Annotated in this window: 25 protein-coding genes; 14 read left to right on the top strand and 11 right to left on the bottom strand. The window is 67.8% G+C overall.

What is annotated here, in order from left to right; translation table 11 throughout:
• Positions 1-6: 6 nt before the first annotated feature.
• Complete coding sequence (locus ACAM54_RS00120; RefSeq protein ID WP_369649404.1) at positions 7-2,400, top strand: penicillin-binding protein 1A; 2,394 nt, start codon at positions 7-9, stop codon at positions 2,398-2,400.
• Positions 2,401-2,479: 79 nt separating this feature from the next.
• Positions 2,480-3,085, top strand: a complete 606-nt coding sequence (locus ACAM54_RS00125; RefSeq protein WP_145738896.1) for a hypothetical protein — start codon at positions 2,480-2,482, stop codon at positions 3,083-3,085.
• A 5-nt stretch (positions 3,086-3,090) separates the two neighbouring features.
• Here the strand turns inward: ACAM54_RS00125 and creC are convergent, their stop codons facing one another.
• Positions 3,091-4,530 (bottom strand): two-component system sensor histidine kinase CreC, encoded by a 1,440-nt coding sequence (gene creC, locus ACAM54_RS00130; protein WP_369649405.1) that lies wholly within the window; start codon positions 4,528-4,530, stop codon positions 3,091-3,093.
• Positions 4,527-5,309, bottom strand: coding sequence for a two-component system response regulator CreB (gene creB / locus ACAM54_RS00135; protein ID WP_369649406.1), 783 nt, complete (start codon positions 5,307-5,309; stop codon positions 4,527-4,529). The genes creC and creB overlap by 4 nt, the downstream gene beginning before the upstream one ends.
• Before the next feature lie 568 nt (positions 5,310-5,877).
• Between creB and ACAM54_RS00140 the strand changes: the two genes are divergently transcribed.
• Positions 5,878-6,828: a YcjF family protein gene (locus ACAM54_RS00140; protein WP_369649407.1), complete on the top strand. Its 951-nt coding sequence runs from the start codon at positions 5,878-5,880 to the stop codon at positions 6,826-6,828.
• 30 nt (positions 6,829-6,858) lie between these two features.
• Here ACAM54_RS00140 and cueR read toward each other — a convergent pair whose 3' ends face one another.
• Positions 6,859-7,266, bottom strand: coding sequence for a Cu(I)-responsive transcriptional regulator (gene cueR, locus ACAM54_RS00145; protein WP_145738888.1), 408 nt, complete (start codon positions 7,264-7,266; stop codon positions 6,859-6,861).
• Complete coding sequence (locus tag ACAM54_RS00150) at positions 7,263-7,457, bottom strand: heavy-metal-associated domain-containing protein (RefSeq protein WP_018903395.1); 195 nt, start codon at positions 7,455-7,457, stop codon at positions 7,263-7,265. Before ACAM54_RS00150 ends, cueR begins: the two co-directional genes overlap by 4 nt.
• Positions 7,458-7,592: 135 nt before the next feature.
• Between ACAM54_RS00150 and ACAM54_RS00155 the strand changes: the two genes are divergently transcribed.
• Positions 7,593-9,833, top strand: coding sequence for a heavy metal translocating P-type ATPase (locus tag ACAM54_RS00155; protein ID WP_369649408.1), 2,241 nt, complete (start codon positions 7,593-7,595; stop codon positions 9,831-9,833).
• Positions 9,834-9,849: 16 nt separating this feature from the next.
• On the opposite strand, the gene ACAM54_RS00160 is transcribed toward ACAM54_RS00155, so the two are convergent.
• The 4 genes from ACAM54_RS00160 to ACAM54_RS00175 form a co-directional block, all read right to left on the bottom strand.
• A complete protein-coding gene (locus tag ACAM54_RS00160; protein WP_145738884.1) occupies positions 9,850-10,332 on the bottom strand; it encodes a GNAT family N-acetyltransferase in 483 nt (160 codons plus the stop codon).
• A gap of 66 nt (positions 10,333-10,398) precedes the next feature.
• A complete protein-coding gene (locus ACAM54_RS00165; RefSeq protein ID WP_369649409.1) occupies positions 10,399-11,637 on the bottom strand; it encodes a beta-ketoacyl synthase in 1,239 nt (412 codons plus the stop codon).
• Positions 11,634-11,933, bottom strand: coding sequence for an acyl carrier protein (locus tag ACAM54_RS00170; protein ID WP_145738880.1), 300 nt, complete (start codon positions 11,931-11,933; stop codon positions 11,634-11,636). Before ACAM54_RS00170 ends, ACAM54_RS00165 begins: the two co-directional genes overlap by 4 nt.
• Before the next feature lie 13 nt (positions 11,934-11,946).
• Positions 11,947-12,825: an alpha/beta hydrolase gene (locus ACAM54_RS00175; protein ID WP_369649410.1), complete on the bottom strand. Its 879-nt coding sequence runs from the start codon at positions 12,823-12,825 to the stop codon at positions 11,947-11,949.
• Positions 12,826-12,967: 142 nt separating this feature from the next.
• Between ACAM54_RS00175 and ACAM54_RS00180 the strand changes: the two genes are divergently transcribed.
• Positions 12,968-13,657, top strand: a complete 690-nt coding sequence (locus ACAM54_RS00180) for a response regulator transcription factor (RefSeq protein WP_145738875.1) — start codon at positions 12,968-12,970, stop codon at positions 13,655-13,657.
• Positions 13,654-15,096: a sensor histidine kinase gene (locus ACAM54_RS00185; RefSeq protein WP_192324786.1), complete on the top strand. Its 1,443-nt coding sequence runs from the start codon at positions 13,654-13,656 to the stop codon at positions 15,094-15,096. The genes ACAM54_RS00180 and ACAM54_RS00185 overlap by 4 nt, the downstream gene beginning before the upstream one ends.
• A gap of 13 nt (positions 15,097-15,109) precedes the next feature.
• On the opposite strand, the gene ACAM54_RS00190 is transcribed toward ACAM54_RS00185, so the two are convergent.
• The 3 genes from ACAM54_RS00190 to gstA all read right to left on the bottom strand — a co-directional run bounded on the left by ACAM54_RS00190 (position 15,110) and on the right by gstA (position 17,705).
• Positions 15,110-15,631: a RidA family protein gene (locus ACAM54_RS00190; protein ID WP_369649411.1), complete on the bottom strand. Its 522-nt coding sequence runs from the start codon at positions 15,629-15,631 to the stop codon at positions 15,110-15,112.
• Between the two features lie 70 nt (positions 15,632-15,701).
• Positions 15,702-16,805, bottom strand: coding sequence for an alkene reductase (locus ACAM54_RS00195; protein WP_369649412.1), 1,104 nt, complete (start codon positions 16,803-16,805; stop codon positions 15,702-15,704).
• Between the two features lie 291 nt (positions 16,806-17,096).
• Positions 17,097-17,705, bottom strand: coding sequence for a glutathione transferase GstA (gstA, locus tag ACAM54_RS00200; protein ID WP_145738867.1), 609 nt, complete (start codon positions 17,703-17,705; stop codon positions 17,097-17,099).
• Between the two features lie 189 nt (positions 17,706-17,894).
• Between gstA and ACAM54_RS00205 the strand changes: the two genes are divergently transcribed.
• The 8 genes from ACAM54_RS00205 (at position 17,895) to ACAM54_RS00240 (ending at position 25,161) form a co-directional block, all read left to right on the top strand.
• On the top strand, positions 17,895-18,080 hold the full coding sequence (locus ACAM54_RS00205; protein WP_145738865.1) for a DUF1328 family protein: 186 nt from the start codon (positions 17,895-17,897) through the stop codon (positions 18,078-18,080).
• A 332-nt stretch (positions 18,081-18,412) separates the two neighbouring features.
• A complete protein-coding gene (gene mnmG / locus ACAM54_RS00210) occupies positions 18,413-20,371 on the top strand; it encodes a tRNA uridine-5-carboxymethylaminomethyl(34) synthesis enzyme MnmG (RefSeq protein WP_369649413.1) in 1,959 nt (652 codons plus the stop codon).
• Positions 20,368-21,009 (top strand): 16S rRNA (guanine(527)-N(7))-methyltransferase RsmG, encoded by a 642-nt coding sequence (gene rsmG, locus ACAM54_RS00215; protein WP_369649414.1) that lies wholly within the window; start codon positions 20,368-20,370, stop codon positions 21,007-21,009. The genes mnmG and rsmG overlap by 4 nt, the downstream gene beginning before the upstream one ends.
• Positions 21,010-21,124: 115 nt before the next feature.
• Positions 21,125-21,739, top strand: coding sequence for a LysE family transporter (locus ACAM54_RS00220; protein WP_369649415.1), 615 nt, complete (start codon positions 21,125-21,127; stop codon positions 21,737-21,739).
• 7 nt (positions 21,740-21,746) lie between these two features.
• On the top strand, positions 21,747-22,661 hold the full coding sequence (locus tag ACAM54_RS00225; RefSeq protein ID WP_012745213.1) for a ParA family protein: 915 nt from the start codon (positions 21,747-21,749) through the stop codon (positions 22,659-22,661).
• Positions 22,661-23,206 carry an RBBP9/YdeN family alpha/beta hydrolase gene (locus tag ACAM54_RS00230; protein ID WP_369649416.1) on the top strand — a complete coding sequence of 182 codons (546 nt, stop codon included), beginning with the start codon at positions 22,661-22,663 and terminating at the stop codon, positions 23,204-23,206. Before ACAM54_RS00225 ends, ACAM54_RS00230 begins: the two co-directional genes overlap by 1 nt.
• A complete protein-coding gene (locus tag ACAM54_RS00235) occupies positions 23,206-24,153 on the top strand; it encodes a ParB/RepB/Spo0J family partition protein (RefSeq protein ID WP_369649417.1) in 948 nt (315 codons plus the stop codon). The genes ACAM54_RS00230 and ACAM54_RS00235 overlap by 1 nt, the downstream gene beginning before the upstream one ends.
• A gap of 108 nt (positions 24,154-24,261) precedes the next feature.
• Entirely contained in the window at positions 24,262-25,161 is a 900-nt protein-coding gene (locus ACAM54_RS00240) for a CsgG/HfaB family protein (protein ID WP_369649418.1), read from the top strand.
• The last annotated feature ends 70 nt before the right edge of the window (positions 25,162-25,231 follow it).

The raw sequence follows: 25,231 nt of genomic DNA on the forward strand, positions 1-25,231 counted from the left end.
GATCCCATGGACGATTCTTCTCCTTCCACCGAGCCCGCGCGCTCGCAGCGTTCAGCGAAGCTGCGGCGCGCGGCGCGGTGGAGCGCCATCGCGCTCGGCTGCGGCGCGCTGGTGCTGCTGGTGGCCGCCGTCGTCGCGGTGGCCGCCATCTATCCCCGGCTGCCCGACATTTCCGAGCTGGCCGACTACCGGCCCAAGCTGCCGCTGCGCGTGTATACGGTCGAAGGCACGCTGATCGGCGAGTTCGGCGAAGAACGGCGCACGCTCACGCCCTTTGCGAGCATTCCCAAGGTCATGAAGGACGCCGTGCTCGCCGTGGAGGACGCGCGCTTCTACGACCATGGGGGCGTCGACTACAAGGGCTTCGCACGCGCGGCCGTGGCCAGCCTCAAGGGCGGCCGCAAGCAAGGCGCATCGACCATCACGATGCAGGTGGCGCGCAACGTCTACCTGAGCTCCGAACGCACGCTGAGCCGCAAGGCCTACGAGATCTTGCTGGCCCTGCGCCTGGAGCAGCAGCTCAGCAAGGACCAGATCCTGGAGATCTACCTGAACCAGATCTACCTGGGCAACCGCGCCTATGGCTTCGCGGCCGCATCGGAAGCGTATTTCGGCAAGCCGCTGCAGAACGTCACGCTGGCCGAAGCTGCCATGCTGGCCGGCCTGCCCAAGGCGCCCGGCGCGAACAACCCGGTGGCCAATCCGCGGCGCGCCCGCGCACGCCAGCTCTACGTGATCGACCGCATGCAGGAAACCGGCTTCATCACCGCCGAGCAGGCGGCCGAAGCCAAGAAGGAAGAGCTGCACTTGCGCGATGCCGCCGATCCGGAGCGGCTGCATGCCGAATACGTGGCCGAGACGGTGCGCCAGATGATGTACGCGCAGTACGGCGACAGCATCTACACCAGCGGCATGAAGGTCTACACCTCGCTGGTCGCGGCCGACCAGGCAGCCGCCTACAGGTCGCTGCGCAAGGGCATCATGGACTACGAGCGGCGCCAACCCTATCGCGGTCCCGAGCGCTTCGTCGATCTGCCGGCCGATCAAAAGGAAGCCGACGAGGCGGTGGACGAAGCGCTGGCCGAGCATCCCGACAACGGCGACGTGATGGCCGCGGTGGTGCTGGAGGCCGGCAGCAAGGAAATCAACGCGGTGCGCGCGAACGGCGAAACCATCCAGATCACCGGCGAAGGGCTGCGGCCTGCGCAGTCGGGCCTTGCGGTGAAGGCGCCGCCCCACATCAAGATCCGTCGCGGCGCGGTGATCCGAGTCGCGAAGACACCCAAGAACACCTGGGAGATCACGCAGTTGCCCGAAGTGGAGGGCGCCTTCATCGGCATGGATCCGCGCACCGGCGCCATCAAGTCGCTGGTGGGCGGCTTCGACTTCGGCAAGAACAAGTTCAACCACGTCACGCAGGCCTGGCGCCAGCCGGGCTCGAGCTTCAAGCCCTTCATCTATTCGGCCGCGCTCGAGAAGGGCTTCACGCCCGCGACCATCGTCAACGACGCACCGCTGTACTTCGAGCCAAGCACCCCTGGCGGCCAGCCCTGGGAACCGAAGAACTTCGACGGCGGCTTCGAAGGCCCGATGCCGCTGCGCACCGCACTGATGAAGTCGAAGAACCTGGTGACGGTGCGCCTGCTGCAGGCCATCGGCGCGCCGTATGCGCAGGAGTGGATCACCCGGTTCGGCTTCGACAAGGACAAGCATCCGGCCTACCTGCCGATGGCGCTGGGCGCCGGTTCGGTCACGCCGATGCAGATGGCCACCGCCTACTCGGTGTTCGCCAACGGCGGCTACAAGGTCAATCCGTACCTGGTCACGCGCGTGACCGACCTGCGCGACAAGGTGCTGCTCGAAACCGAGCCGCCGGTGCTCGACGAAAGCCGGCGCGCCATTCCCGAGCGCAACGCCTTCATCATGGATTCGCTCCTGCAGAGCGTGGTGAAGGGCGGCACGGCCGCGCGCGCCTACCAGGCACTCAAGCGCGACGACCTGTTCGGCAAGACCGGCACCACCAACGATTCCTTCGACACCTGGTTCGCGGGCTTCCAGCCCACCACCGTGGGCATTGCATGGATCGGCTACGACACGCCGCGCCAATTGGGCGTGCGCGGCGAAACCGGCGGCAGCCTGAGCCTGCCGATCTGGATCGGCTACATGCAGGCGGCGCTCAAGGGCGTGCCGGTCAGCAAGATTGCCGAGCCGCCGGGCGTCGTCAACATCGATGGCGAGTGGTACTTCGACGACTTCACGCCGGGCCACAGCGTGGCGAGCCTGGGCGTTGAGAGCGAGGCGCCGCCAGTGCCAGCCGAAGAACTCTCGGGTGTGCCGCCGCCGCTGGGCCCGCCGCCGCAGCCCGAAGAGCGCAACCGCATCCTCGATTTCTTCCGCTGAGGCACGGCGGGAAGGAGCCGCACCGGGTCTCTACACTCGGTGCGGCTCCTTTCGCTTTACCTTCCCACGCTTCTCCCCCATGGAAATCCTCATCCTGGCGACGTCGATCATCGTCGGCGCCTACATCCTCAAGTCCAGGGACCAGCGCCAGCGCATCGCGCTGCTGGGCAGCCACCTGGGCAGATACCAGATCGAAAGGCTGATGGAGAGCCTCACCGAAGGCTACCTGCGCTGCCTCGGCGAGGACAGCGCCGAGCGGCGCCAGCAGATCTGGAGCCTGCTCGACTCCACCGAGGAAAAGCTCTCGGCCCAGTTCGACAGCTTTGCCGCCGAGTTTGCGCGCGTCGACGCGGCCGACGCACGCGTGAGCAAGCTGCCCGTGGCCATTCCGTTCGCGCACAAGCTGTTTCCGGCCGCGACCTTCGACCTGCGCGAGGCGCTGGCGATCCACGCGCGCGGCATTGCCGATGTCATGCGCAACGATGCGGGCCGCACGCCCAAGGCCAAGGCCTTCACCATGTCGGCCGAGCTGTTCCTGATGCAGCACACCTGCCACTGGTTCTGCAAGTCGAAGACGGTGGCCTCGGCCCGCATGCTGGCGCGGCACAAGACCTCGTACGAGCAATTGCTCGAGGCCGTGAGCCCCGCAACGCGCCGGGCCTACGCGGCACTCACGGGCCAGTGATCCGCTCAGTGGTGCGGCAGGAGCGGCAGGGTCAGCGTGGCCACCGCGCCGCCGCGCGCCACATTGCCGAGCTCGATGCGCCCGCGGTGCAGCGCGGCAATCTCCTTCACGAAGGCCAGCCCGAGCCCGGTGCTCTTCTTCCGGCTGTGCGGCCGCGCGAGCGAATAGAACTTCTGGAAGACCTTTTCCTGTGCGTAGTCCGGAATGCCCGGACCATGGTCGCGCACGCTCACGCGCGCCAGCTTCGAGGTGGTCTCCAGCGTCAGAAGCACCTCGCTGCCCTGCGGTGAAAAATCGATCGCGTTGTCCAGCAGGTTGCTGATGGCGCGCCGCAGCAGGAACGGATCGCCCTCGGTGCGGGCCTCGGCGCGGATGTTCACGCGCAGCTGGATGCTGCGCTTGGCCGCCGCGGGCTGCGCGCTGAGGGCGATGTCCTCGATCAGCGAAGCCAGCGCCACCGGCTCCGTGCGGTCCAGCCCGTGACGGGTTTCCAGTGCGGTGAGCTCCATCATGCGGTCGACGATTTCCTGGATGCGCTGTGTCTCGCGTTCGATGTTCTTCAGGAAGCGCTCGCGCTCGGCATGCGGCATCGACGGCTCCTGCAGCAGCTCGGCCGCGCCGCGGATCGCCGAGAGCGGGCTCTTCACTTCGTGCGTGAAGGTCTGCACGTAGTCGGCCACGTAGTTGCGGCCGGTCAGCGCATCGCGCATTTCGCTGAAGCCGCTGCGCACCGCGTCCACGGCGCGCCGCGCCATGCGCGAAAGGCTCAGCGTGCGCTGCGCGCGCACCCAGGCCCAGTAGTCCGAGATCAGCCCGAAGGGCCGCACCAGCCAGACCGAGACGATCACCGCCAGCAGCAGCAGCGCCAGCCCCGAACCCACGCCCACCCACAGCGTGCGGGCCCGCGCGTCCTCCACGAACTGGCCGAAGCTCTGCACCGGCTTGCCGACGCTCACCATGCCGACGATCTCGTTGTTCCACCGGATCGGCGCGCCCACGTACATCACCGAAGTGCGCGGGTCGCCGTCGACGTCGCGCGAGGTGCGCGCGCCGTACAGGCCGGCAAGCGTGCGGCTCACGTCGCTCCACTGCGAGTAGTCGGCGCCCAGGTGCCTGCCGAGCGAGTCGAACACCACGCGGCCGCTGCGGTCGGTGACGTAAACGCGCAGCTCGACGCGGTTCTTGTGCAGGTTGTAGATCTGCGCGGAGAACTCGCGCGCATAGACCGTGCGGAACAGCGGCTCGAGCCGCGCGGTGTTGAGGGCGCCCGCGATCACGTCCTGCTCGACCAGGCTGGCCATGAGCTGCGAAGTCTCGACCAGCGATTCCTCGGCCGATTCGCGATAGCGCGGATCGATGTCCGACACCACGCGGTAGAGCAGGAACGCGATGCCCGCCGTGTAGATCAGCAGGATTCCAATGAATATCCGCGTGCGCCGGCTCACGGCGTCGGGGGCAGTTCTTCGTTCAGCGCATAGCCGGTGCCGCGCAGCGTCCGGATCGGCTCCACCTCGGGCGCCACGGCCTTGAGCTTGGCGCGCAGGGTCTTCACATGCGCGTCGACGGTGCGGTCGAAGCTGTCGCTCGCGTCGTCCCAGACCAGCTGCAGCAGCTCGTCGCGCGTGAACACGCGTCCGGGCCGCTGGACCAGCAGCCGCAGCAGCCCGTATTCGTAGCGCGAGAGCTCGAGCAGGCGTCCGTAGTAGCGGATCTGCATGCGCTCGTTGTCCAGTGCAAAGGGCATTGCGGGGGGCTGGGCGGGCGCTGGAGACGCCGCGCCCGGAATTCGAGGGGGTACCCCATCGCCGGGGCCTGCGGTCCCTCCAGGGGCGGCTCGTGCGCTGCGCCGCAGGATGGTGCGCACCCGCGCCACCAGCTCGCGCGGCGAAAAGGGCTTGGCGATGTAGTCGTCGGCACCGAGTTCCAGCCCCACCACGCGGTCGATCTCGTCGCTTCGGGCCGTGAGAAACAGCATCGGCACCTCGGCGCCGCCCTGCGACTGGTTCAGCGCGCGCAGCCGCTTGAACAGCTCGAAGCCGTTGAGGTCGGGCAGCCCCACGTCCAGGATCGCGAGCGCCGGCGGCTCCTGCGCGAACTGCGCGATGGCGTCTTCGGCCGTGGCGCACCAGACCGGCGTGAAGCCGTCGCTCTTCAGCACGTACTGGAGGGTGTCGGCAATGCCCGATTCGTCTTCGGCGATCAGGATCCGCGGTTTGAAGCTCATCCCCGGATGTTAGCGAGCGGGCGCCGTCCGGCGACGGCCGGTTTGGCCGCGTGGCGCCGCGAACACGGCGCGGCCGTTCACGGACTTTTTTTCGGGCGCGGCGCTGTCCCCGTTTCTATTTCTTATTTCTCTTATTCAAATTAGTAGTAGTAGATAAGGGCAGCGCCGGTCTGTGGACATGGCACTTTTTCCCTTGCGTGACATGGACTTGTCATGCCCGCGTCACTGTGCGCAGCTGCGCTTCCATGCTGTCGCACCAAAAGGAACAACATTGCTGGAAGCGCCGGCCCTGTGGATAACGCCCTGCTTGTGCCGGAAATCTCCCCAGAGTTGTCCTTTGACACGCTCCGGAAAATCTGCCAAAGGCGTTTTCCGGTGCGAGAAATTCATTGCCTCATATTTGGGCAGACTGTAGATTTTTCATATAGATCAATCACTTAGCTTTCTCTTACAAGGAAGTGCGAGTGTTATCCACAGAGTTGCCCAAGCTTTGTGGGGAGAACCGGCGGCGGAACCTTTGGGCCCCATGCCGAACGAACTTTGTCCCTCAACCAGTGGAAATTCGAACGTGACACCTTCCGAAACCCGGGCCATCGTGTCCCTCAGCCTCCTGGCCGCCTTCGTCGACGGCGAGAAGCACGAGCGCGAACGCGCCGAGATCAAGCGCATTGCCGAAGGTCTTTCGCAAGCCGACGGCGTGAACCTGCCCACGCTCTACCAGGACGTCCTGATGAAGCGCGTCTCGCTGGCTTCGGTCGCGGGCGAGCTGAAGAGCACGGAATCGAAGCAGCTGGCCTACGAGATGGCGGTGTGCGTGTGCGATGCGGACGGCGCGCAGTCCGATGCCGAGCGCATGTTCCTGGCGGACGTGCGCACCTCGCTCGGGCTGGCTGCCTCGGCGGCGCAGTTCTCGCAGCAGGCGGAAGAGATTGCGGCAGCGGTGCCGGCGGCGGCCCCCGGCACGGGCACGGCCGTCGCGCCAGCTGCCGCTGCGCCATCGCCCGACAGCGCGGAGCTCGACAAGTTGATCCTCAATGCGTCCATCCTCAACGGCGCGCTCGAACTGCTGCCCGAGACGCTCTCGACCATGGCGATCATTCCGCTGCAGATGAAGCTGGTCTACCGCATCGGCAAGGCCTACGGCTACGAACTCGACAGCGGCCACGTGAAGGATTTCCTGGCGACGGTCGGCGTGGGCCTGACCTCGCAGTACCTGGAGCAGGCCGGGCGCAAGCTGCTCGGCGGCCTGCTCGGCAAAATGGGTGGCGGACTGCTGCGCGGCCTCGGCAACCAGGCGGTGAGCTCGGGCATGAGCTTCGCCTCGACCTACGCGCTCGGACACGTGGCCAAGCGCTACTACGCCGGCGGCCGCACGCTCTCGGCGCAGATGCTCAAGGACACCTTTTCGGGCGTGGTGCAGGAAGGCAAGAGCCTGCAGACCCAGTACCTGCCGGCCATCCAGGAAAAGGCCCGCACCCTCGATGCCGGAAAGGTGCTGTCGCTGGTCAGGGGAGCCTGATCCCCTTTTTCAGGAACACCGTGGGAGAGCCTATCTGGCCAGGTCGTCGAGGATCGGGCAGTCGGGGCGCGCATCCCCGTGGCAGCAGTGCACGAGGTGCGCGAGCGTGTGGCGCATCGACTGCATGTCGGCAATGCGCTGCTCCAGTTCGCCCAGGTGCTTTTGCGCGATGCGCTTCACGCTCGAACTCGCACGCCGGCGGTTGTGCCACAGGCCCACGAGCTCGGCGATTTCCTCCATCGAGAAACCGAGATCGCGCGAGCGCTTGATGAAGCGCAGCGTGTGGATGTCGGCATCGCCGTACTGGCGGTAGCCGCTTTCGGTGCGCGCCACCGGGGGCAGCAGGCCCAGGCCCTCGTAGTGCCGCACCATGCGCGCCGAGACACCCGAGAGCCGTGCGGCCTCGCCGATCGAGATGGTGGTGCCGAAGCTGCTCATTGGACCCTGTAGCCGGCGTTCTCTATTGCTGCCACGATGTCCTTTCGAGGCTGTGCGCTCAGCACGTCGACATGGCCGGTTTCAAGATCCACCGTGACCTGCGCCTCGGGGTCCACCGTCTGTACCGCGTTCTGCACCGCGCTCACGCAGTGGCCGCAACTCATGCCCGAGACCTGGAATTTCTGGCTCATCGTCTTTGCTCCTGTTGAATGAAATGAAGTGAACGAACCGCCAGTTTGAACCTTCTCATGATGTCAATGTCCAGCGCAGGGACACTGCGTACCCCGGCTTGACCTTGCCATGATGTGAGACTTTAGCCTCGGGGCATGGACAATCTGCTGCACAACCTGAACGACCCGATGAGCACCCTGGATCTTTCCGTCGGCGGCATGACCTGCGCCTCTTGCGTGATGCGCGTCGAACGCGCGCTCAGGAACGTGCCGGGCGTGCAGGAGGTCAGCGTGAACCTCGCCACCGAATCGGCGCGCGTGACCGCCGCTGGCGGCGAGGACCTGGATGCCCGCCTGCGCCGTGCCGTGCGTGCCGCCGGCTACGAGCCGCTCGCGGCCAGCAGCGCGGCCGACGAGGCGGCTGCGCTGTCGCCCTGGCACGGTTTCGCGCCCGTGGCCATCGGACTGCTGCTGTCGATACCGCTGCTCGCCCCGATGCTCGGCCAACCCTTCGGGCAGGACTGGATGCTGCCGCCCTGGCTGCAGCTGCTGCTGGCGGCGCCGGTGCAGTTCTGGCTCGGGGCGCGCTTCTATCGCGCAGGCTGGCATGCAGCAAAGGCGGGCACCGGCAACATGGACCTGCTGGTGGCGCTCGGCACCAGTGCGGCATTCGGCCTGTCGCTCTGGCTCTGGTGGCGCGCGGCCACGGGCGTGCATGCGGGGCACGGCGGCGTGCCGCATCTGTATTTCGAAGCCTCGGCAGTGGTGATCACGCTGGTACTGCTCGGCAAGTGGCTGGAGGCGCGCGCCAAGCGGCAGGCCACTTCGGCGATCCGCGCGCTGCAGCAGTTGCGGCCCGAAACCGCGCATCTGGTCGGCCCGCGCGGCGAAAGCGACGTGCCGCTGGCCGAGGTGATGGTGGGCGACCGGCTCGCGGTGCGTCCGGGCGAACGCGTGCCCGCCGATGCGCGCGTGATCGAGGGGCAGTCCGAGGTCGACGAATCGATGCTCACGGGCGAGCCGCTGCCGGTGCCGAAGGGACCTGGCAACGCATTGACGGGCGGCGCGGTCAATGGCGACGGCCGCATGGTCGTGGAGGTGCGCGCGGTGGGTGCCGAGAGCGTGCTGGCGCGCATCATCCGCCTGGTCGAGGACGCGCAGGCGGCCAAGGCGCCGATCCAGCGGCTGGTGGACCAGGTCGCGGCCGTGTTCGTGCCGGTGGTGCTGGCGATTGCGCTGGCCACGCTGGCGGGATGGCTGCTTGCGGGCGCCGGCATCGAGGTTGCCATGATCCATGCGGTGGCCGTGCTGGTCATTGCCTGCCCCTGTGCGCTGGGCCTTGCGACGCCGGTTGCCGTGATGGCCGGCACCGGTGTGGCGGCGCGCCGCGGCATCCTCATCAAGGACGCGCGGGCGTTGGAGCTTGCGCACCGCGTCGGCACCGTGGCCTTCGACAAGACCGGCACGCTGACGCTGGGCCGGCCGGTGCTCACGGCGCTGGTGCCGGTGGCGGGCGGCAGCGATGAAGCCGCATTGCTCGCAACCGCCGCCAGCCTGCAAGGCGGCAGCGAGCATCCGCTGGCGCGTGCCGTGATGGCGGCTGCCGCACAGCGCGGCGTGCAGGCACCGCCACTGAATGCGATGCAGGCGATGCCTGGCCGCGGCGTGCGCGGTCTGGTGAATGGCGAGCCCTGGGCCATTGCCAGCCTGCGCTGGTGCGCGGAGCTCGGCGCCGTGATCGACGCCGCGCAGCTCGAGCATCTGCACGGGCAGGGTGCCACCGTATCCGCATTGCTGCGTTTCGACGCGCCGGGTGCTGCCCGGGTGCAGGCGCTGCTGGCCTTTGCCGACGAGCCCAAGCCCGAGGCCGCGCAAGCCATCCGCACGTTGCATGCACGCGGCCTGCGCGTGGTGATGATCTCGGGCGACAACCTGCGCGCCGCGCAGGCCATGGCGGCGCGGCTCGGCATTGCGGCCGAGGACGTGCGCGCCGAGGTGCTGCCCGCCGACAAGGCAGCGCAGGTCAGCGCCTTGAAGAAGAACGGCCAGGTGGTCGCGATGATCGGCGACGGTGCCAACGATGCGCCCGCGCTGGCCGCGGCCGACGTGGGCATTGCCATGGCGCCTGCGGGTGGCGGCACCGACGTGGCGATGGAAGCGGCGGGCATCACGCTGATGCGCGGCGACCTGTCGCTCGTGGCCGAAGCGCTCGAGCTCTCGGCGCGCACGGTGGCCAAGATCCGGCAGAACCTGTTCTGGGCCTTTGCCTACAACGTGGCCGGCATTCCGCTGGCCGCCTTCGGGCTGCTGAGCCCGGTGGTGGCGGGTGCGGCGATGGCGCTGTCGAGCGTCAGCGTGATGGCCAATGCGCTGCTGCTGCGGCGCTGGAAGCCTTGAGCCCTCCCCGTCGATCTCAGTCGATCAGCAGCGCCAGCAGGTGGTCGTCGATGTAGTCGGCCTGGCCGGCGCGCTTGTAGAACTTGCGCAGGGTGCCTTCGTACTCGAAGCCCAGCTTCTCGTAGAAGCGCAGCCCCGGCGCGTTGTCGCTCTCGGCATAGAGCTCGATGCGCTTGACCCCCTCGGCCTTGAGCCTGGCGATGGCATCGCTCACCATGGCCTGCGCAATGCCCTTGCCGTGCAGCGACGGATCGACCGCGAGCGTGCCGAAACAGGCCACGTGCCGCGCACGGCCCGGGTAGCGCGTCGCGCGGTAGAAGCCTGCGACGCGGCCATCGGCTTCATAGACATAGAAGCTGCGGCTGTCGACCAGCTCCTTGTAGATGGCGCGGAATTCATCGAGCGGCATGGGGTCGTAGCCCAGGAACGGGACCACGCTCTCGTGCATGTAGATGGAGAAGACCGCTTCGAGGTCCTGGGGGGTGGCGAGCCTGCGCATGGATGACGGATTTTCTGCGGATGCGGCGACGAAAGCGCCAGCATACCCAGTCCGTCGTTGCGCTCCTCAGCGGTCCATGGCGCGGCCCGCGACCAGCACGGCGTTGGTGCCGCCGAACGCGAACGAATTGGAAAGCACGTAGCGCAGGTCGCGGGCTTCGCGCGCCTCGCCGAGCACGAAGTCGACGTCGAAGGCTGCGTCGGGCACCCGAAGGTTGGCCGTCGGCGGAAGCACCCCTTGCGCCAGCGTTCGCAGCGCCGTCACCAGTTCGATCGCGCCGCCGCCGCCCAGCACATGGCCGTGGATGGCCTTGGTGGCGCTCACGGGCGTGGCACGGCCGAACACTCCGCGGATGGACGCAGCCTCGGCCGCATCGCCCGCGGTGGTGGCGGTGCCGTGTGCATTGATGTGGCCGACCTGCGCGGGCTCGATGCCCGCATCGCGCAGTGCCGCGCGCATGGCGCGCACCTGGCCGGCGGGATCGGGATTGGTGATGTGCGTGGCGTCGCAGTTGGTGGCATAGCCCGCCAGAAAGAGCGAAGAGGCACGGACGGCGCTTCGCGTGCTGGCATGCGCCTCCGATTCGAGCACCAGCGCAGCCGCGCCTTCGCCGAGTGCGAAGCCTGCGCGGTCGCCCGAGAATGGCCGGCAGGCGCTGCCGGGTGCACCGGGCGGCGGCGGCGCCGTCACGCGCATCGCATGCCAGCTGGCCATCACGCCCGGCGTGAGCATGGCCTCGTGTCCGCCGACGATGGCCGTGTCGATCCAGCCGCCCCGGATGGCGCGCATCGCCTCGCCGATGGCCACGGCCGACGACGCGCAGGCACAGGCATACGCAATCGCCGCGCCCTGTGCGCCGAACTGCAGTGCGAGCTCCGCCACCGCTGCGTTGGGCATCACGGTGAGCACTGTCGTGGGCCGCATGCGGCGTCGCTCGCCGTAGAGCGCGCGCGTGGTGTCGTCGAAGCTGCCGGCGCCGGCCAGGCCGCTGCCCCAGAAGATGCCAAGGCGTTCGGGGTCGACGCTGCCGGACCGGAGCCCGGCCTGCGCGGCGGCATCGCGCGCGGCCGCGACAGCCATCGCGGTGCCTCGATCGAGCGGCAGGCGCGAACCGCTGCGCACGGCGGCCGCATCGAAATCGCAGGCGGCCACGGCCAGTTCGACCGGATCGAGGCCTTCGATCTCGAGCGTTCGCGCGCGCACTGCGGAACGTCCGTTGAACAGTGCGTCGTCGAACGACTCGGCGGTGCAGCCCAGCGGTGTGATGAAGCCGATGCCCGTGACGTGAACGCGCGCGCCGCTCACGCCTGCACGGCCATCGGCGAATCGAGCTTGCAGTCGATCTCGGCCTCGATCGCCTCGCACAGGCGGCCGAGCGTGATGCCGGCCTCGCGCGGATCGAGCCGGTCTTCGGGCAGGCGAAGATGGAAGGCGTCTTCCACCGCGAACACGAACTCCATCAGCGAAAGCGAATCGAGACCGAGCTCGGACAAGGCGGCTCCGGGCGCGATGTCGTCGCGTGCCACGTCGAACTGGTTCACCAGGATGGCTGCGATGCTGTTGAAGACGGGCGAAGAAGAGGAAAAAGAAGAAGAGGGCATGGCGTGCTTTCTTTCAGGCGGCAAAGGAGCGTGCGGGCAGGGCGCCGATGGCTTCGGGCGTGCCATGGGCCACGGCATCGGCGAAGGCGGAGGTTTCGCGCACCACCTGGTGGCGGTCGTTGTCGATCGTGATCATGTGGTAGCTGTTGGCGAGCACCACGCTGCGGAACGTCCCGCAGCGAAGCCCGCGCGCGAGGATGTCGAGATTGGCGAGGCTGGCGACCTCGTCCTCGCGTGCATGCAGCGCGAGCACGCTGCCGCATTGCACGCGGTGCAGGTTGCGCCTCACGTGGCGGATCAGCCGGTCGTGCTCGCGCAGGTGGCCCACGCCGATCACCGCGCTGCCGGCGCTCGACACCTTGCGGTGGCGCAGCTCGCGCTCGATCCAGGCGCGCACGCGCTCGTTCTTCACGCCGTAGGGCGGGCGTTCGCGGTATTGCCAGAACCGCCCGAGCGGCGTGTAGAAGGCCAGCGGCAGCAGCACCTGGGTGCGCGGCATGGCCCAGCCGTCGAAGCGCAGCGTGGTCGACATCAGCACCAGCGCATCGACGCTGCTGCCGCAGCGGATGGCCGCGCCGAGCGCCAGAGAAGAACCGGCCGAGATGCCCACCAGCATCACGCGCTCGTGCTGCGTGCGCAGCGCCTTCACCCGTGCCTCGATGGCGTCGATCCAGCGTTCGTACGGCAGGGCCTGCTGCACCGGTGCGGCGGCATCGAAGGAGTAGCCATCGACACGCATCGGATGCACTGGGTAGCCGCTCGCGCGCAGGGACGATTGCACGGTCAGGAGCTCGTCAGGTGTGCTGCATAAACCATGCAGCAGCACGATGGCCGTGCGCCGCACTGCGGGGTGCACCACGCTCAGGAGATCGGAGGGATCGCGGGCGCTCATCGCGTTGTCGCTGCGGCCTGGAAAGAGACCCGTGCCGCAGGTTGCTGTCGTATGCTCATGGCGCGTTTATCGCCGGGGTGTGCTGACCGGCCGCTGACCCTCCTTCGCGCAAGAATAGGCACTTCAAACCACCATACACACCATGCGAATCCTGCTTGTCGAAGACGATGCCGTGCTGCGCGACGTGATGCTGCGCAGCCTTGCGGATGCCGGCCATCGGGTCGACGTGTCGACCAACATCGAGGACGCCGACCACCTCTGGCGCGTGCAGCCTTTCGATGCGGTGCTGCTCGACCTGAACCTGCCGGCTACGGCCAGTCCCACCAGCGGCCTGGCGAGCGGCCTCAACGTCCTGCGCCAGGCGCGTGCGCGCGGCGACCGCACGCCGGTGCTGGTGCTGACGGCGCGCGGCCGCACCGAGGAGCGCATCGCGGGCCTCGATGCCGGTGCCGACGACTACCTGGGCAAGCCCTTCGATCTGGCCGAGGTCGAGGCGCGGCTGCGCGCGCTGGTGCGGCGGGCCAAGGGCACCGAAGACATCGTGCTGCTGGGCCAGCTCAAGCTGGACCGCAAGGCACGCCGCTTTTCCACCGCAAGCGGGCCGCTCGACCTGCCGGCGCGCGAGTTCGAGGTGCTGTGGGAGCTGATGAGCCCGCCGGGCCGCACGGTGAGCAAGCGGGCCCTGTCCGACAAGCTCTCCAGCTTCGACGAATCGCTGGGCGACAACGCGCTGGAGGCCTTCATCTCCCGGCTGCGCAAGAAGCTGGCCGGCTCGGGCGCGGGCATCCGCACGCTGCGCGGCATCGGCTACCTGCTCGAAGCCGAAGTGTGAGCCGTACGCATCCGGCCGCGCCCGCGCCATCGAAGGCAGCGCCTTCGCTCACGCGGCGCGTGCTGCGCAACGTGCTGGTGCCGCTGGCGCTCACGTGGATGGTGGGCGCGGTGATCGCGCTGGTCATCGCAAATTATTTTTCCGAGCAGGCCTTCGACCGCGCCATGCTCGACGACGCCTATGCGCTGTCGGCCAACGTGCAGGCGGGCGAGCGCGGCATCGAGCTGCTGCTCACGCCGCGCGAAGTGGCCACGGTGCTGTTCGACCAGGTCGACAAGATCTACTTTGCGGTGCAGCGGCTCGACGGCACGCTGATCTCGGGCCAGGCGGGCCTGAAAGCACCGCTGCCGGCGGCTGGCGCGCACTATCGCTTTTCGGACGTGAATTACGAAGGCAAGGTCCTGCGCGCGGTGGTGCTCGAGCCTGTCACCGAGCCTGACCGGCTGATGCCCTACCGGGTGGTGATTGCGCAGACCACGCTGAGCCGCGCGGCGCTGGTGCAGCGGCTGCTCGGCTATGCGCTGGCGCCGCAGGTGCTGCTGCTGATACTGCTCGCGGTATGGCTCTGGCATGGCATTCGCAGCGACCTGCGCCCGCTCGGCGAACTCCAGCAGGCGCTGGACCGCCGCGATGTGCACGACCTCTCTCCGGTCGCGGTGGTGCGCACCTCGCGCGAGGTGCAGCGCCTGGGCAATGCGGTCAATGCGCTGTTCGACCGCCTGAACCACAGCGTGCGTGCGCAGCGCGAGTTCGCGGGCAACGTGGCGCATGAGCTGCGCACGCCGCTGGCGGGCATTCGCGCACTGGCCGAATACGGGCTTGCGCAGCACGACTCCACCGTGTGGCGCGAGCAGCTCGCGCGCGTGGCCGAGCGCCAGGCCCGCGCGAGCCATCTCATCGACCAGCTGCTGGCGCTCGCGCTCGCGGACGAGGCGCGGACCGGCCTTGCGCGCGAGCCGGTGCGTCTCGACATATTGGCCGAGCAGACGGTGCTGCGGCACCTCGCGCGCGCCGATGCGCACGGCGTCGACCTGGGTGCGCGCGGCCTCGACGAGCGCGTGACGGTGCTTGCGAACGAAGCATTGGTCGAGGGCATTCTCGACAACCTGATCGACAACGCGCTGCGCTACGGCGGACGCACCATCACCGTCGAGCTGGCGGGCCGCACCCTGAGCGTGATCGACGACGGCCCCGGCATTCCGCTGGAAGCGCAGCGCGACCTGATGCAGCGCTGGGCGCAGGGCCCGGCGGGCCAGAAGCTGGGGCAGGGCTCGGGCCTGGGCCTGTCGATCGTGGCGCGCTATTCGGAGCTGCTGGGCGCCGATCTGCGGCTCGATGCGGCCGAGCCCACGGGGCTGCGGGTGAGCATTACCTTCGCGGAGCTCCGCGCGGGCACTGTCGCCGATGCGGGTGGTACGGGCGCGGCGCGCGCTGCCTGAGGTGGCGCGGCGTTCAGGCCTTCGCCGGCTTGCGCGGGGAGATGCGAGTGCGCGACTCGAACTCCACTTCGCCTTCGATCTCTACGGGGATGTTGAACGGGAGCTCCGCCATGCCGACGGCACTGCGCGCGTGCGCACCGATCGACGGGCCGAAGAGCTCGAGCACGAGATCCGAGAAGCCGTTGATGACGGCGGGCTGCCTGTCGAAGCCCGGTGCCGAGGCCACCATGCCGAACAGGCGTGTCCAGGCGGTGATGCGGTCGAGGTCGCCGAGTGCGCGCTGCAGGCTGCCGAGCATGGCCAGTGCGGTGAGCCGCGCCGCCGCATAGCCTTGCTCGACCGTCAGCTCGCGGCCCAGCTTGCCGAGCGGGGCGGCAATGGTGCCGTCGGCATTCAGCGGACCGTGCCCCGAGACGATGGCGCGGCGCCCGGCAATGCGCACGAAGGCGAAGGGCAGCACCACGCCGGGCGGCGGCGTGACCGGCGGCGGCAGCACGAGGCCGAGCGTTGCGAGTCGCTGTTCGATGCGGGCCATGCATTTTTCTCCTGCGGCGGTTGGGTCCGCCGCCGCATCTTGCCAGGGCCCCGCCGCGGCCGCGAGGGACTCAGTCCAGCGTCGGATAGTCCGTGTAGCCCTTGACCCCGCCGCCGTACATGGTGGCCTTGTCCACGGCGTTGAGCGGCGCGTTCTCGCGCAGGCGGCGCACCAGGTCGGGGTTGGCGATGAAGGGCTTGCCGAAGGCGACCAGGTCGTCGCCTTCCTTGACGGCCTGGTCCGCGAGCGGCTTGTCGTAGCCGTTGTTGACCATCCATGCGCCCTTGCCGCCGGCCTGGCGGTAGGCGGCCTTGAGCGCCTCGTAGTCGAAGGGACGGTCCTCGATCTCGCGCGGGCCGCCGGTGGCGCCTTCGATGATGTGGATGTAGGCCAGGCCGAGCGGAGCGAGCTGCTTCACCACGTAGGTGAAGAGCGGCTGCGGATCGGAATCGTGCACGTCGTTGGCCGGCGTGACGGGCGACAGGCGGATGCCGGTCCTGCCGCCGCCGACCGCGTCGACCACGGCGCGCGTGGCTTCGAGCAGCAGGCGGGCGCGGTTCTCGATGCTGCCGCCGTAGTCGTCGGTGCGCTTGTTGCTGCCGTCCTTCAGGAACTGGTCGAGCAGGTAGCCATTGGCGCCGTGGAGTTCCACGCCGTCGAAGCCGGCGGTTTCCACCGCGTTGCGCGCGGCGGCCGCATAGGCGTGGACGATGCCGGGCAGTTCTTCGGCGTCGAGCGCGCGCGGCTCGGAGGTTTCGACGAAGGTCGGCACGCCCTCCTTGATGAGCACGGTCTTGGTCCTGGCGGTGATGGCCGAAGGCGCGACAGGCTTGCCGCCGCCGGGCTGCAGTTCGCTGTGCGACACGCGGCCCACATGCCAGAGCTGCACCACGATCTTGCCGCCCTTGGCATGCACCGCATCGGCCACGCGCTTCCAGGCGTCGAGCTGCTCGGTGCCGTAGAGGCCCGGCACGTCGGCATAGCCCTGGCCCTGGTGGCTGATGGCAGTGGCTTCGGTGATGAGCAAGCCGGCGCTGGCGCGCTGCGCATAGTAGGTGGCGGCAATGTCCTGGGGAATCGCGTTGGGCGAGCGGTTGCGCGTGAGCGGCGCCATCACGACGCGGTTGGCGAGCTGCAGGTCACCGGCTTGTACGGGATCGAAAAGGGAGGGCATGGCGGAACGTCAAAGAGTGGGACGGAGGACGCGAGGCTAAACCTGGGCGGCCAAACCTGCTGTCGCACGGTTGTCCGATTGCTGCTAGGCGTTCAGGCCGCTGCAAATGCGAGCAGTTCCGTCCCCACGCGCACGGGCATCGCGGGCAGGATCTGCCCCATCGATGTGCTGCCCGTCGATGCTCACGCGCGCGCGCCTCGCCCTTGCCGGCTTGTGGCTGAGAGCAGCCCGGGTTTTCCTGCGGGTGGACGGGCCGCTTTGCGACTCTTGCGAGCTTCTGCCGACTTCTTCTTACTTCAGCAGGCCTTCGGCCTTCATCGCCTCTTGGACGGCGGGACGAGCAGCCACGCGCGCATGCCAGGCCTGGAGATTGGCGAAGCCCGAGATGTCGACGCCGGTGGACTTGGCCCAGTTGGTGACGGTGAACAGGTAGCCGTCGGCCACGCTGAACTGGTCGCCCATCAGATAGGACTTGTCGGCAAGCTGCCCGTCGAGCCATCCATAGCGCGACTTGAGCTTGTCCTTGAAGATCGCCTTGGCTTCTTCGGGCATGTTCGGGTTGAACAGCGGGCTGTAGCCCTTGTGCATCTCGGTGCCGATGAAGGTCAGCCACTCCTGCAGGCGGTAGCGCTGCAGCGTGCCGGCGGCCGGTGCGAGGTTCTTCGTCGGGGCCAGGTCGGCGATGTACTGCACGATGGCCGGGCCTTCGCGCAGGCGCGTGCCGTCGTCGAGTTCGAGCATGGGCACGTAGCCCAGCGGGTTGATGCCGTAGTAGTCGGTGCCGTCCTGCAGCTTGTGGGTCTTGGTGCTGGCCAGCACGGGCTCGAAGGCAAGGCCTGCCTCGTGCAGCGCGATATGGGGCGAGAGGGAGCAGGCACCGGGCGAGTAATACAGCTTCATGCGAAGAAATCTCCAATATTGGGAATATGGATAGCGGGAATCGATCCATGGACCAACGGGGATGCTAGCGGGTTTGCCCGCTGGGCGTTTGTCCTACGGCCGCTCGCGCGGGGCGACTATCGGGGCGGCTGCGGCCGGTTCCTAAGCTCCCCCGCACGGTGGGCGAGGCTCGCCGCAAGGAGTTTTCAGATGTTGAAGTACGCGATTATTTTTGCCTTGATCTCGCTGGTGGCCGGGGTGCTGGGCTTCGGCGGCATTGCGGCAGGCGCAGCCGGCATCGCGAAGCTGCTGTTCGGGTTGTTCCTGGTCCTGGCGGTGGTGTTCGTGGTCCTGGCGGCACTGGGGATCGGCGCAGTGAAAAAGGTGATCGACTGATGCAGCATCCGGCACCTGTCTGGCCGCGGGCCCGTCCGCTCGGACTGCTGCTGCAAAGCCCGGCCCATCGCGTGGTGCGTGTGCTGCTCGTGACGCAGAGCCACTGGCAGCTTCCAGAGTACCGCTCGCGCCGGCGGCGCGTCTGAATGCCGCATTGTTGCTATTAAAATAATAGCAAACTATCCAGGATACAAGAGGGGTCGGCTGGGTCCGGGGTGATTCAGGCGCGATTAACCATATTGCCCGCATTTCGGACGCAAAGCGGCACCCCCGATTAAAATCGGTGCCCCCTTTGCGCAGCGCACGCGTCAGTAGTGCGCCCCCTCTTTCAAATGCTGTACCCCGAAGAATTCGATTGTGTAGTCGTCGGCGGTGGCCATGCCGGCACCGAAGCCGCGCTTGCCGCCGCACGCATGGGCGCCAAGACGTTGCTGCTCTCCCACAACATCGAGACGCTGGGGCAGATGAGCTGCAACCCATCGATCGGCGGCATCGGCAAGGGCCACCTCGTGAAAGAGGTGGATGCGCTGGGCGGCGCGATGGCCATTGCGACCGACGAGGCGGGCATCCAGTTCCGTATTCTCAATTCGAGCAAGGGGCCGGCGGTGCGCGCCACCCGCGCGCAGGCCGACCGCGTGCTGTACAAGGCCGCGATTCGCCGCCGCCTCGAGAACCAGCCGAACCTGAGCCTGTTCCAGCAAGCCGTCGATGACCTGATGGTGGAGGGCGACCGCGTGGTCGGCGCCGTCACGCAGGTGGGCATTGCCTTTCGTGCGCGCACCGTGGTGCTCACCGCGGGGACCTTTCTCGATGGTCGCATCCATGTGGGCCTGGACAACTACCAAGCCGGACGCGCGGGCGATCCGCCGGCGGTCAGCCTGTCGGCGCGGCTCAAGGAACTCAAGCTACCGCAGGGCCGCCTGAAGACCGGCACACCACCGCGCCTGGACGGCCGGAGCATCGACTTCTCGAAGTGCACCGAGCAGCCCGGCGACGGCATGCCGGGCGGGGCAGGGCCGATGCCGGTGTTCAGCTTCATGGGTCGGGTCGACATGCATCCGCAGCAGATGCCGTGCTGGATCACCCATACCAATGCGCGCACGCACGACATCATCCGTTCGGGCTTCGACCGCAGCCCGATGTTCACGGGCAAGATCGACGGCGTCGGTCCGCGCTACTGCCCGAGCGTGGAAGACAAGATCAACCGCTTTGCCGACAAGGAAAGCCACCAGATCTTTCTCGAGCCCGAAGGCCTGACGACCAACGAGTACTACCCCAACGGCATCTCGACCAGCCTGCCGTTCGACATCCAGTACCAGCTCGTGCGCTCGATGCCCGGGCTTGAAAACGCCCACATCCTGCGACCCGGCTACGCCATCGAGTACGACTATTTCGATCCGCGCGAACTCAAGAGCAGTTTCGAGACGCGTTCGATCAAGGGCCTGTTCTTTGCCGGGCAGATCAACGGCACCACCGGCTACGAAGAGGCGGCGGCTCAGGGGTTGTTTGCCGGCATCAATGCCGCGCTCCAATGCCGCGGAGAAGAGGCGTGGCTGCCGCGCCGTGACGAGGCCTACCTGGGCGTGCTGGTCGACGACCTGATCACCAAGGGCGTGACCGAGCCGTATCGCATGTTTACCAGCCGTGCCGAATTCCGGCTGCAACTGCGCGAGGACAACGCCGACATGCGCCTGACGGAAGCAGGGCGCAAGCTGGGCTTGGTGGACGACGCGCGCTGGGATGCTTTCAGCCGCAAGCGCGACACTGTTTCACGTGAAACAGAACGACTCAAGTCGATCTGGGTGAATCCGCGCAACCTGCCGGCGTCCGAATCCGAGCGCGTGCTCGGCAAGGCCATCGAGCATGAATACAACCTGGCCGACCTGCTGCGCCGGCCCGATGTGAACTACCAGACGCTGATGTCGCTGGACGGCGGAAAGTACAGCGCAGGGGCTGCACTCACTGAAACCGAGATCGAGCAGATCGAAATCTCGGCCAAGTACTCGGGTTATATCGAGCGCCAGCACGACGAAGTGGAGCGCGCCGCGCATTTCGAGAACCTGCGCCTGCCGGCGGACTTCGACTACAGCCAGGTCAAGGCGCTGAGCTTTGAGGTTCGGCAGAAACTCGACGAGCACCGGCCTGAAACCCTGGGCTTGGCATCGCGCATTTCGGGTGTCACGCCGGCCGCCATTTCCCTGCTGATGATCCATTTGCGCAAAGGCGGCCACAAGGCATTCAACCGCGATGCAGACTCGGAAGCGGCTGCTGAATCGCAGCCCGCCCAATGAGCGCGCCCATCGACACGCTGCGCCAGGGCGCGGCAGCCCTGGGCACGGCCTTGAGCGATGCGCAGGCGGAACAGCTGCTGGCCTACGGCACGATGATGCTCAAGTGGAACAAGGTCTACAACCTCACGGCGCTGCGCGAACCGGCCAGCGTGCTGACGCACCATCTGCTCGACAGCCTGGCGGCCGTGGCGCCGTTGCAGCGCGAATGGGCAGGGAAGGGCAAGTTGCTCGACGTCGGTTCCGGGGGCGGCCTGCCGGGCGTGGTGATTGCCGTCATGCGGCCGGATCTCGAGGTGAGCTGCCTCGATGCCGTGGCCAAGAAGGCGGCCTTCGTCCAACAGGTGGCAGCCGAACTCGGATTGCCCAATCTGCGCGGCCTGCACGCGCGCGTCGAATCGCTGACGGGCAGCTATGAAGTCATCAGCTCCAGGGCCTTTGCCTCGCTGCCTGATTTCTTCAACGGGTCCAGGCACCTGCTCGCGCCGGGCGGCGTCTGGCTGGCCATGAAGGGCAAGGTACCCACCGATGAACTCGCTGCCTTGCCCCAAGGTATCGCAGTGTTTCACGTGGAACAATTGACTGTTCCTGGCCTGGGCGCCGAGCGCTGCATCGTCTGGGCGCGCCAGGAAGCGGCCTGAATCGCCAAAAAAGAGGCCGCCGCACCGGTGAAAGCCGGTGCCGAACGATCCTCGCCGGGCCGGCCTCGCTTAGACTCGACGCCTCCCCCTGGCTCTCCTTCTCGAGGCAAATCCCATGTTCGGCATTGCTGACTACGGCGCATTCGTCGCCGCCATCGTCCTCTTTCTCCTGATTCCCGGTCCGGGCAACCTCGCGTTGATCACCTCGACCAGCAAAGGCGGGATCCGTGGCGGCCTGGCGGCCACGCTGGGCGTGATCGTCGGCGACCAGTTCCTGATGTGGGCGGCGGTGGCGGGCGTGGCGGCTGTGCTGGGGGCCTATCCGGCCGCGTTCAAGGCGGTGCAATGGCTGGGCGCCATCTACCTCGCATGGCTGGGCGCCAAGATGCTGCTGGCCAAGCCCGGCGCGGCACCCATCCTGAACATTCGCCCCAGCCACTTCATGCGCCAGGCCCTGGCCATCACCTTGCTGAACCCCAAGGCCATCGTGTTCTACATGGCTTTCTTCCCGCTGTTCGTCGACCCGGCGCGCCACCAGGGCGTGGTCACTTTCGGCGCCATGGCGCTGACGATTGCTGCGCTGACCTTCCTCTACGGCCTCACTTCGACGCTGCTCACGCACTTTCTGGCCGAGCGCATCCGCGCCAATCCGCGCATTTCGGGCAGGCTCGAAAAGCTCGCGGGCGTCTTCCTGATCGCCTTCGGCATCAAGCTCGCCATTTCCCGCTGATTCTCATATGGCCAAGATTTTCTGCATTGCCAACCAAAAGGGCGGCGTCGGCAAGACCACCACCACCGTCAACCTGGCCGCCGGGCTGGCCAAGGTGGGCCAGCGGGTGCTGATGATCGACCTCGATCCCCAGGGCAATGCAACCATGGGTTCGGGCATCGACAAGCGCCAGCTGGAGCTCACGGTGTACGACGTGCTGCTCGAGTCGGCTTCGGTGGCCGAGGCGCGCGTCAAGGCCGACAAGCTGGTGGAAGGCGGCTGCGGCTACGACGTGCTGGGCGCCAACCGCGAGCTGGCCGGCGCCGAGGTCGAGATGGTGGCGCTCGACCGCCGCGAAAAACGCCTGCGCACCGCGCTCGCGACGGTGGGCGCCGAGTACGATTTCGTGCTGATCGACTGCCCGCCGAGCCTGAGCCTGCTGACGCTCAACGGCCTGTGCGCCGCGCATGGCGTGATCGTGCCCATGCAGTGCGAGTACTTCGCGCTCGAGGGGCTCACGGACCTGGTCAACACCATCAAGCAGGTGCACGCCAACCTCAACAAGAACCTGCAGATCATTGGCCTGCTGCGCGTGATGTTCGATCCGCGCATCACGCTGCAGCAGCAGGTGAGCGAACAGCTCAAGGCCCACTTCGGCGACAAGGTGTTCGACACCGTGATTCCGCGCAACGTGCGGCTGGCCGAGGCACCCAGCTATGGCTTGCCGGGCGTGGTGTTCGATCCGGCCGCGCGCGGCAGCCAGGCCTTCGTTGCCTTTGCCAAGGAACTGGTCGAGAAAATGCCGCCCGCCAGCGCCTTCGCATCCGGGGCCGTTGCGCCTCCCATTGCCCCGGTCGGGCCGGTCGCGCCGCCCAACCTGGCCGTTCCCGAGGACGTGCTGTCGCCGGCGGGTGGCCCCGATTCGGGCGAAAAAAGCTTCTGATGGCAGCGTCCCGTGTCTTCCTGCTGCCGGGCTGGCAGAACAGCGGCCCCGGCCATTGGCAAACCCGCTGGGAGTCGGTCCATGGCGACCACCGCGTCGAACAGCACGACTGGATGCGCCCGCTGCGCGGTGACTGGTCCGCGCGGCTCGAGGAGGAGGTGCTGGCGGCGCCCGGCCCCGTGGTCTTCGCGGCGCACAGCCTGGGATGCATCCTCGTCGCGGCCTGGGCCGCCCATTCCCGCAACACGCACAAGGTGCGGGGCGTGCTGCTGGTGGCGCCCGGCGACCTCGAACGCGACGACCTGCGCCAGCTGATTCCGGGCTGGGCGCCCATCGTGCGCAAGCCGCTGCCCTTTCCCTCGGTGCTGATCGCCGCCAACGACGATCCCTACTGCGAGGCCGCGCGCTCGCGCCAGATGGCCGCCGACTGGGGCGCGCGCTTCGTGGACGCCGGTGCGGGCGGCCACCTGAACGCCGAATCCGGCCTGGGCGACTGGCCCCGGGGCCGGCAACTATTGAACGAAATCTCGAAAGACACGCACTGATGGCGACCAAGAAACCCAAGGGCCTGGGGCGCGGCCTCGAAGCGCTGCTCGGCCCGACGGCCGCGCCGTCCGCCGACCCCAGCGGCGCCGACGAGAGCGCCGCCGCGCAGAATCCGAACACGCTGATGCTCGACGAGATGGTGGCGGGCGTCTACCAGCCGCGCACCCGCATGGACGAAGGTGCGCTGTACGAGTTGGCCGAGAGCATCAAGGCGCAGGGCATCATGCAGCCGATCCTGGTGCGCCGGCTCGATGCCGAATCGGCCGCCGCCAAGAACGCCGAGTACGAAATCATCGCAGGCGAGCGCCGCTTCCGCGCTGCCCGGCTCGCGGGCCTGGACCGCGTGCCGGTGCTGGTGCGCGATGTGCCCAACGAGGCCGCGGCGGCCATGTCGCTGATCGAGAACATCCAGCGCGAAGACCTCAATCCGCTCGAAGAAGCCCAAGGCCTGCAACGCCTGGTCTCAGAGTTTGGGCTCACTCACGAAGCTGCCGCACAGGCCGTGGGCCGGTCGCGCAGCGCGGCCAGCAACCTGCTGCGCCTGCTGAACCTGGCCGAGCCGGCGCAGCAGATGCTGATGGCGGGCGACATCGACATGGGCCATGCCCGCGCGCTGCTCTCGCTCGACCGCGGCACGCAGATCACCGCCGCCAACCAGATTGCGGCCAAGAAGATGTCGGTGCGCGAAGCCGAGGCGCTGGTGAAAAGGCTGGCGGCCGAGTTCACCCTCACGCCGTCTCGCCGCAGCAACGATGGGGAGAAGTCGCGCGACCTGCAGCGCGTGGAAGAGGAACTGGCCGACCTGCTGACCGCCGAAGTCGAGGTCCGCATCAAGAAGCGCAGCAAGCGCGGCGGCAAGGTGGAGGAGAGCGGCGAGCTGGCCATCCACTTCGGCTCCATCGAGGCGCTCAACGGGCTGATCGAGCGCATCCGCCGAACGGCCTAGGCGCGGAGGCGTCCAGTCGGACATTCGCGTGATTGATTCTTGCAATCTTTTACGCGTATCCTCGCCGCTGACGTTTCAACACCAGATCTCGAGGAGAGGGAGTTCATCATGAAGTTCAGGACAAAGTTTCCGTTCGCGGCCGTGGCCGTGGGCGCTCTGCTGCTGACCGGTTGCGTGACCACCGACATGCAGATGGGCAGCCAGTCGGCCAAGACCATGGCCACGGGCAGCGCGGCAGGTTCCGCCACCGCCGGCGAAAGCAGCCAGCTCGAGCGCTGCGAATCGCCGCTCGGTACCGTCTCGCTGATCGAGAACGTCAATGCCGGCTGGTACACCATTCTCACGGGCGAATACCGCCTGCCGCCCACGGCCAACCTGCTGCGCCTGCTGGTGCAGCAGTCGAACTGCTTCGTGGTGGTCGAGCGCGGCGCGGCCGGCATGAACGCGATGACGCGCGAGCGCGCGCTCATGCAGTCGGGCGAAATGCGCGGCGGCAGCAACTTCGGCCGCGGCCAGATGGTGGCGTCCGACTACGGCCTGTCGCCCGAGATCGTGTTCAGCAACAGCGATGCCGGCGGCATCGGCGGCGCGCTGGGCGGACTGGTGGGCGGCGGCCGGGGCCGCGCCCTGGCGGCCGTCGGCGGCAGCTTGCAGACCAAGGAAGCCAGCGCGCTCCTGACGCTCATCGACAACCGCTCGGGTGTGCAGGTCGCGGCCTCGGAAGGCAGCGCCTCCAAGACCGATTTCGGCGCCTTCGGTGCCGTCGCCGGCCGCAGTGCCGGTGGCGGCCTCGGCGGCTACACCAACACGGCGCAAGGCAAGGTGATTGCCGCGGCCTTCATGGACGCCTTCAACCAGATGGTGCGTTCGCTGCGCAGCTACAAGGCGCAGACGGTGCGCGGCCAGGGCCTGGGCGGCGGCGGCCGCCTGGGCGTGGATGGCGGCGCGGCGCCGTCGCAGACCTACGTGCCGGCCGAGCAGCCGGCGCCCACGCGCCGCCGCAAGTAGGCCGCAGGGCGCACGCCCAGCAACAGAAAAGCCCGGGGCTCTTGCGAGCCGCCGGGCTTTTTCACGGGCG

The sequence above is a fragment of the Variovorax sp. V93 genome, from assembly GCF_041154485.1.
Classification (GTDB): Bacteria; Pseudomonadota; Gammaproteobacteria; order Burkholderiales; family Burkholderiaceae_C; genus Variovorax; species Variovorax beijingensis_A.

Coding starts and splice junctions, on each gene's coding strand:
- cueR (WP_145738888.1), bottom strand. CDS start 7,266: ATGAGCAGCTTCGGCACCACCATCTCGATCGGCGAGGCCGCACGGCTC.
- ACAM54_RS00240 (WP_369649418.1), top strand. CDS start 24,262: ATGAAGTTCAGGACAAAGTTTCCGTTCGCGGCCGTGGCCGTGGGCGCT.
- ACAM54_RS00125 (WP_145738896.1), top strand. CDS start 2,480: ATGGAAATCCTCATCCTGGCGACGTCGATCATCGTCGGCGCCTACATC.
- ACAM54_RS00190 (WP_369649411.1), bottom strand. CDS start 15,631: ATGGCCCGCATCGAACAGCGACTCGCAACGCTCGGCCTCGTGCTGCCG.
- creB (WP_369649406.1), bottom strand. CDS start 5,309: ATGAGCTTCAAACCGCGGATCCTGATCGCCGAAGACGAATCGGGCATT.
- ACAM54_RS00205 (WP_145738865.1), top strand. CDS start 17,895: ATGTTGAAGTACGCGATTATTTTTGCCTTGATCTCGCTGGTGGCCGGG.
- ACAM54_RS00180 (WP_145738875.1), top strand. CDS start 12,968: ATGCGAATCCTGCTTGTCGAAGACGATGCCGTGCTGCGCGACGTGATG.
- ACAM54_RS00235 (WP_369649417.1), top strand. CDS start 23,206: ATGGCGACCAAGAAACCCAAGGGCCTGGGGCGCGGCCTCGAAGCGCTG.
- ACAM54_RS00220 (WP_369649415.1), top strand. CDS start 21,125: ATGTTCGGCATTGCTGACTACGGCGCATTCGTCGCCGCCATCGTCCTC.
- ACAM54_RS00195 (WP_369649412.1), bottom strand. CDS start 16,805: ATGCCCTCCCTTTTCGATCCCGTACAAGCCGGTGACCTGCAGCTCGCC.
- ACAM54_RS00150 (WP_018903395.1), bottom strand. CDS start 7,457: ATGAGCCAGAAATTCCAGGTCTCGGGCATGAGTTGCGGCCACTGCGTG.
- ACAM54_RS00155 (WP_369649408.1), top strand. CDS start 7,593: ATGGACAATCTGCTGCACAACCTGAACGACCCGATGAGCACCCTGGAT.
- ACAM54_RS00230 (WP_369649416.1), top strand. CDS start 22,661: ATGGCAGCGTCCCGTGTCTTCCTGCTGCCGGGCTGGCAGAACAGCGGC.
- gstA (WP_145738867.1), bottom strand. CDS start 17,705: ATGAAGCTGTATTACTCGCCCGGTGCCTGCTCCCTCTCGCCCCATATC.
- ACAM54_RS00170 (WP_145738880.1), bottom strand. CDS start 11,933: ATGCCCTCTTCTTCTTTTTCCTCTTCTTCGCCCGTCTTCAACAGCATC.
- ACAM54_RS00175 (WP_369649410.1), bottom strand. CDS start 12,825: ATGAGCGCCCGCGATCCCTCCGATCTCCTGAGCGTGGTGCACCCCGCA.
- ACAM54_RS00160 (WP_145738884.1), bottom strand. CDS start 10,332: ATGCGCAGGCTCGCCACCCCCCAGGACCTCGAAGCGGTCTTCTCCATC.
- ACAM54_RS00225 (WP_012745213.1), top strand. CDS start 21,747: ATGGCCAAGATTTTCTGCATTGCCAACCAAAAGGGCGGCGTCGGCAAG.
- ACAM54_RS00120 (WP_369649404.1), top strand. CDS start 7: ATGGACGATTCTTCTCCTTCCACCGAGCCCGCGCGCTCGCAGCGTTCA.
- rsmG (WP_369649414.1), top strand. CDS start 20,368: ATGAGCGCGCCCATCGACACGCTGCGCCAGGGCGCGGCAGCCCTGGGC.
- mnmG (WP_369649413.1), top strand. CDS start 18,413: ATGCTGTACCCCGAAGAATTCGATTGTGTAGTCGTCGGCGGTGGCCAT.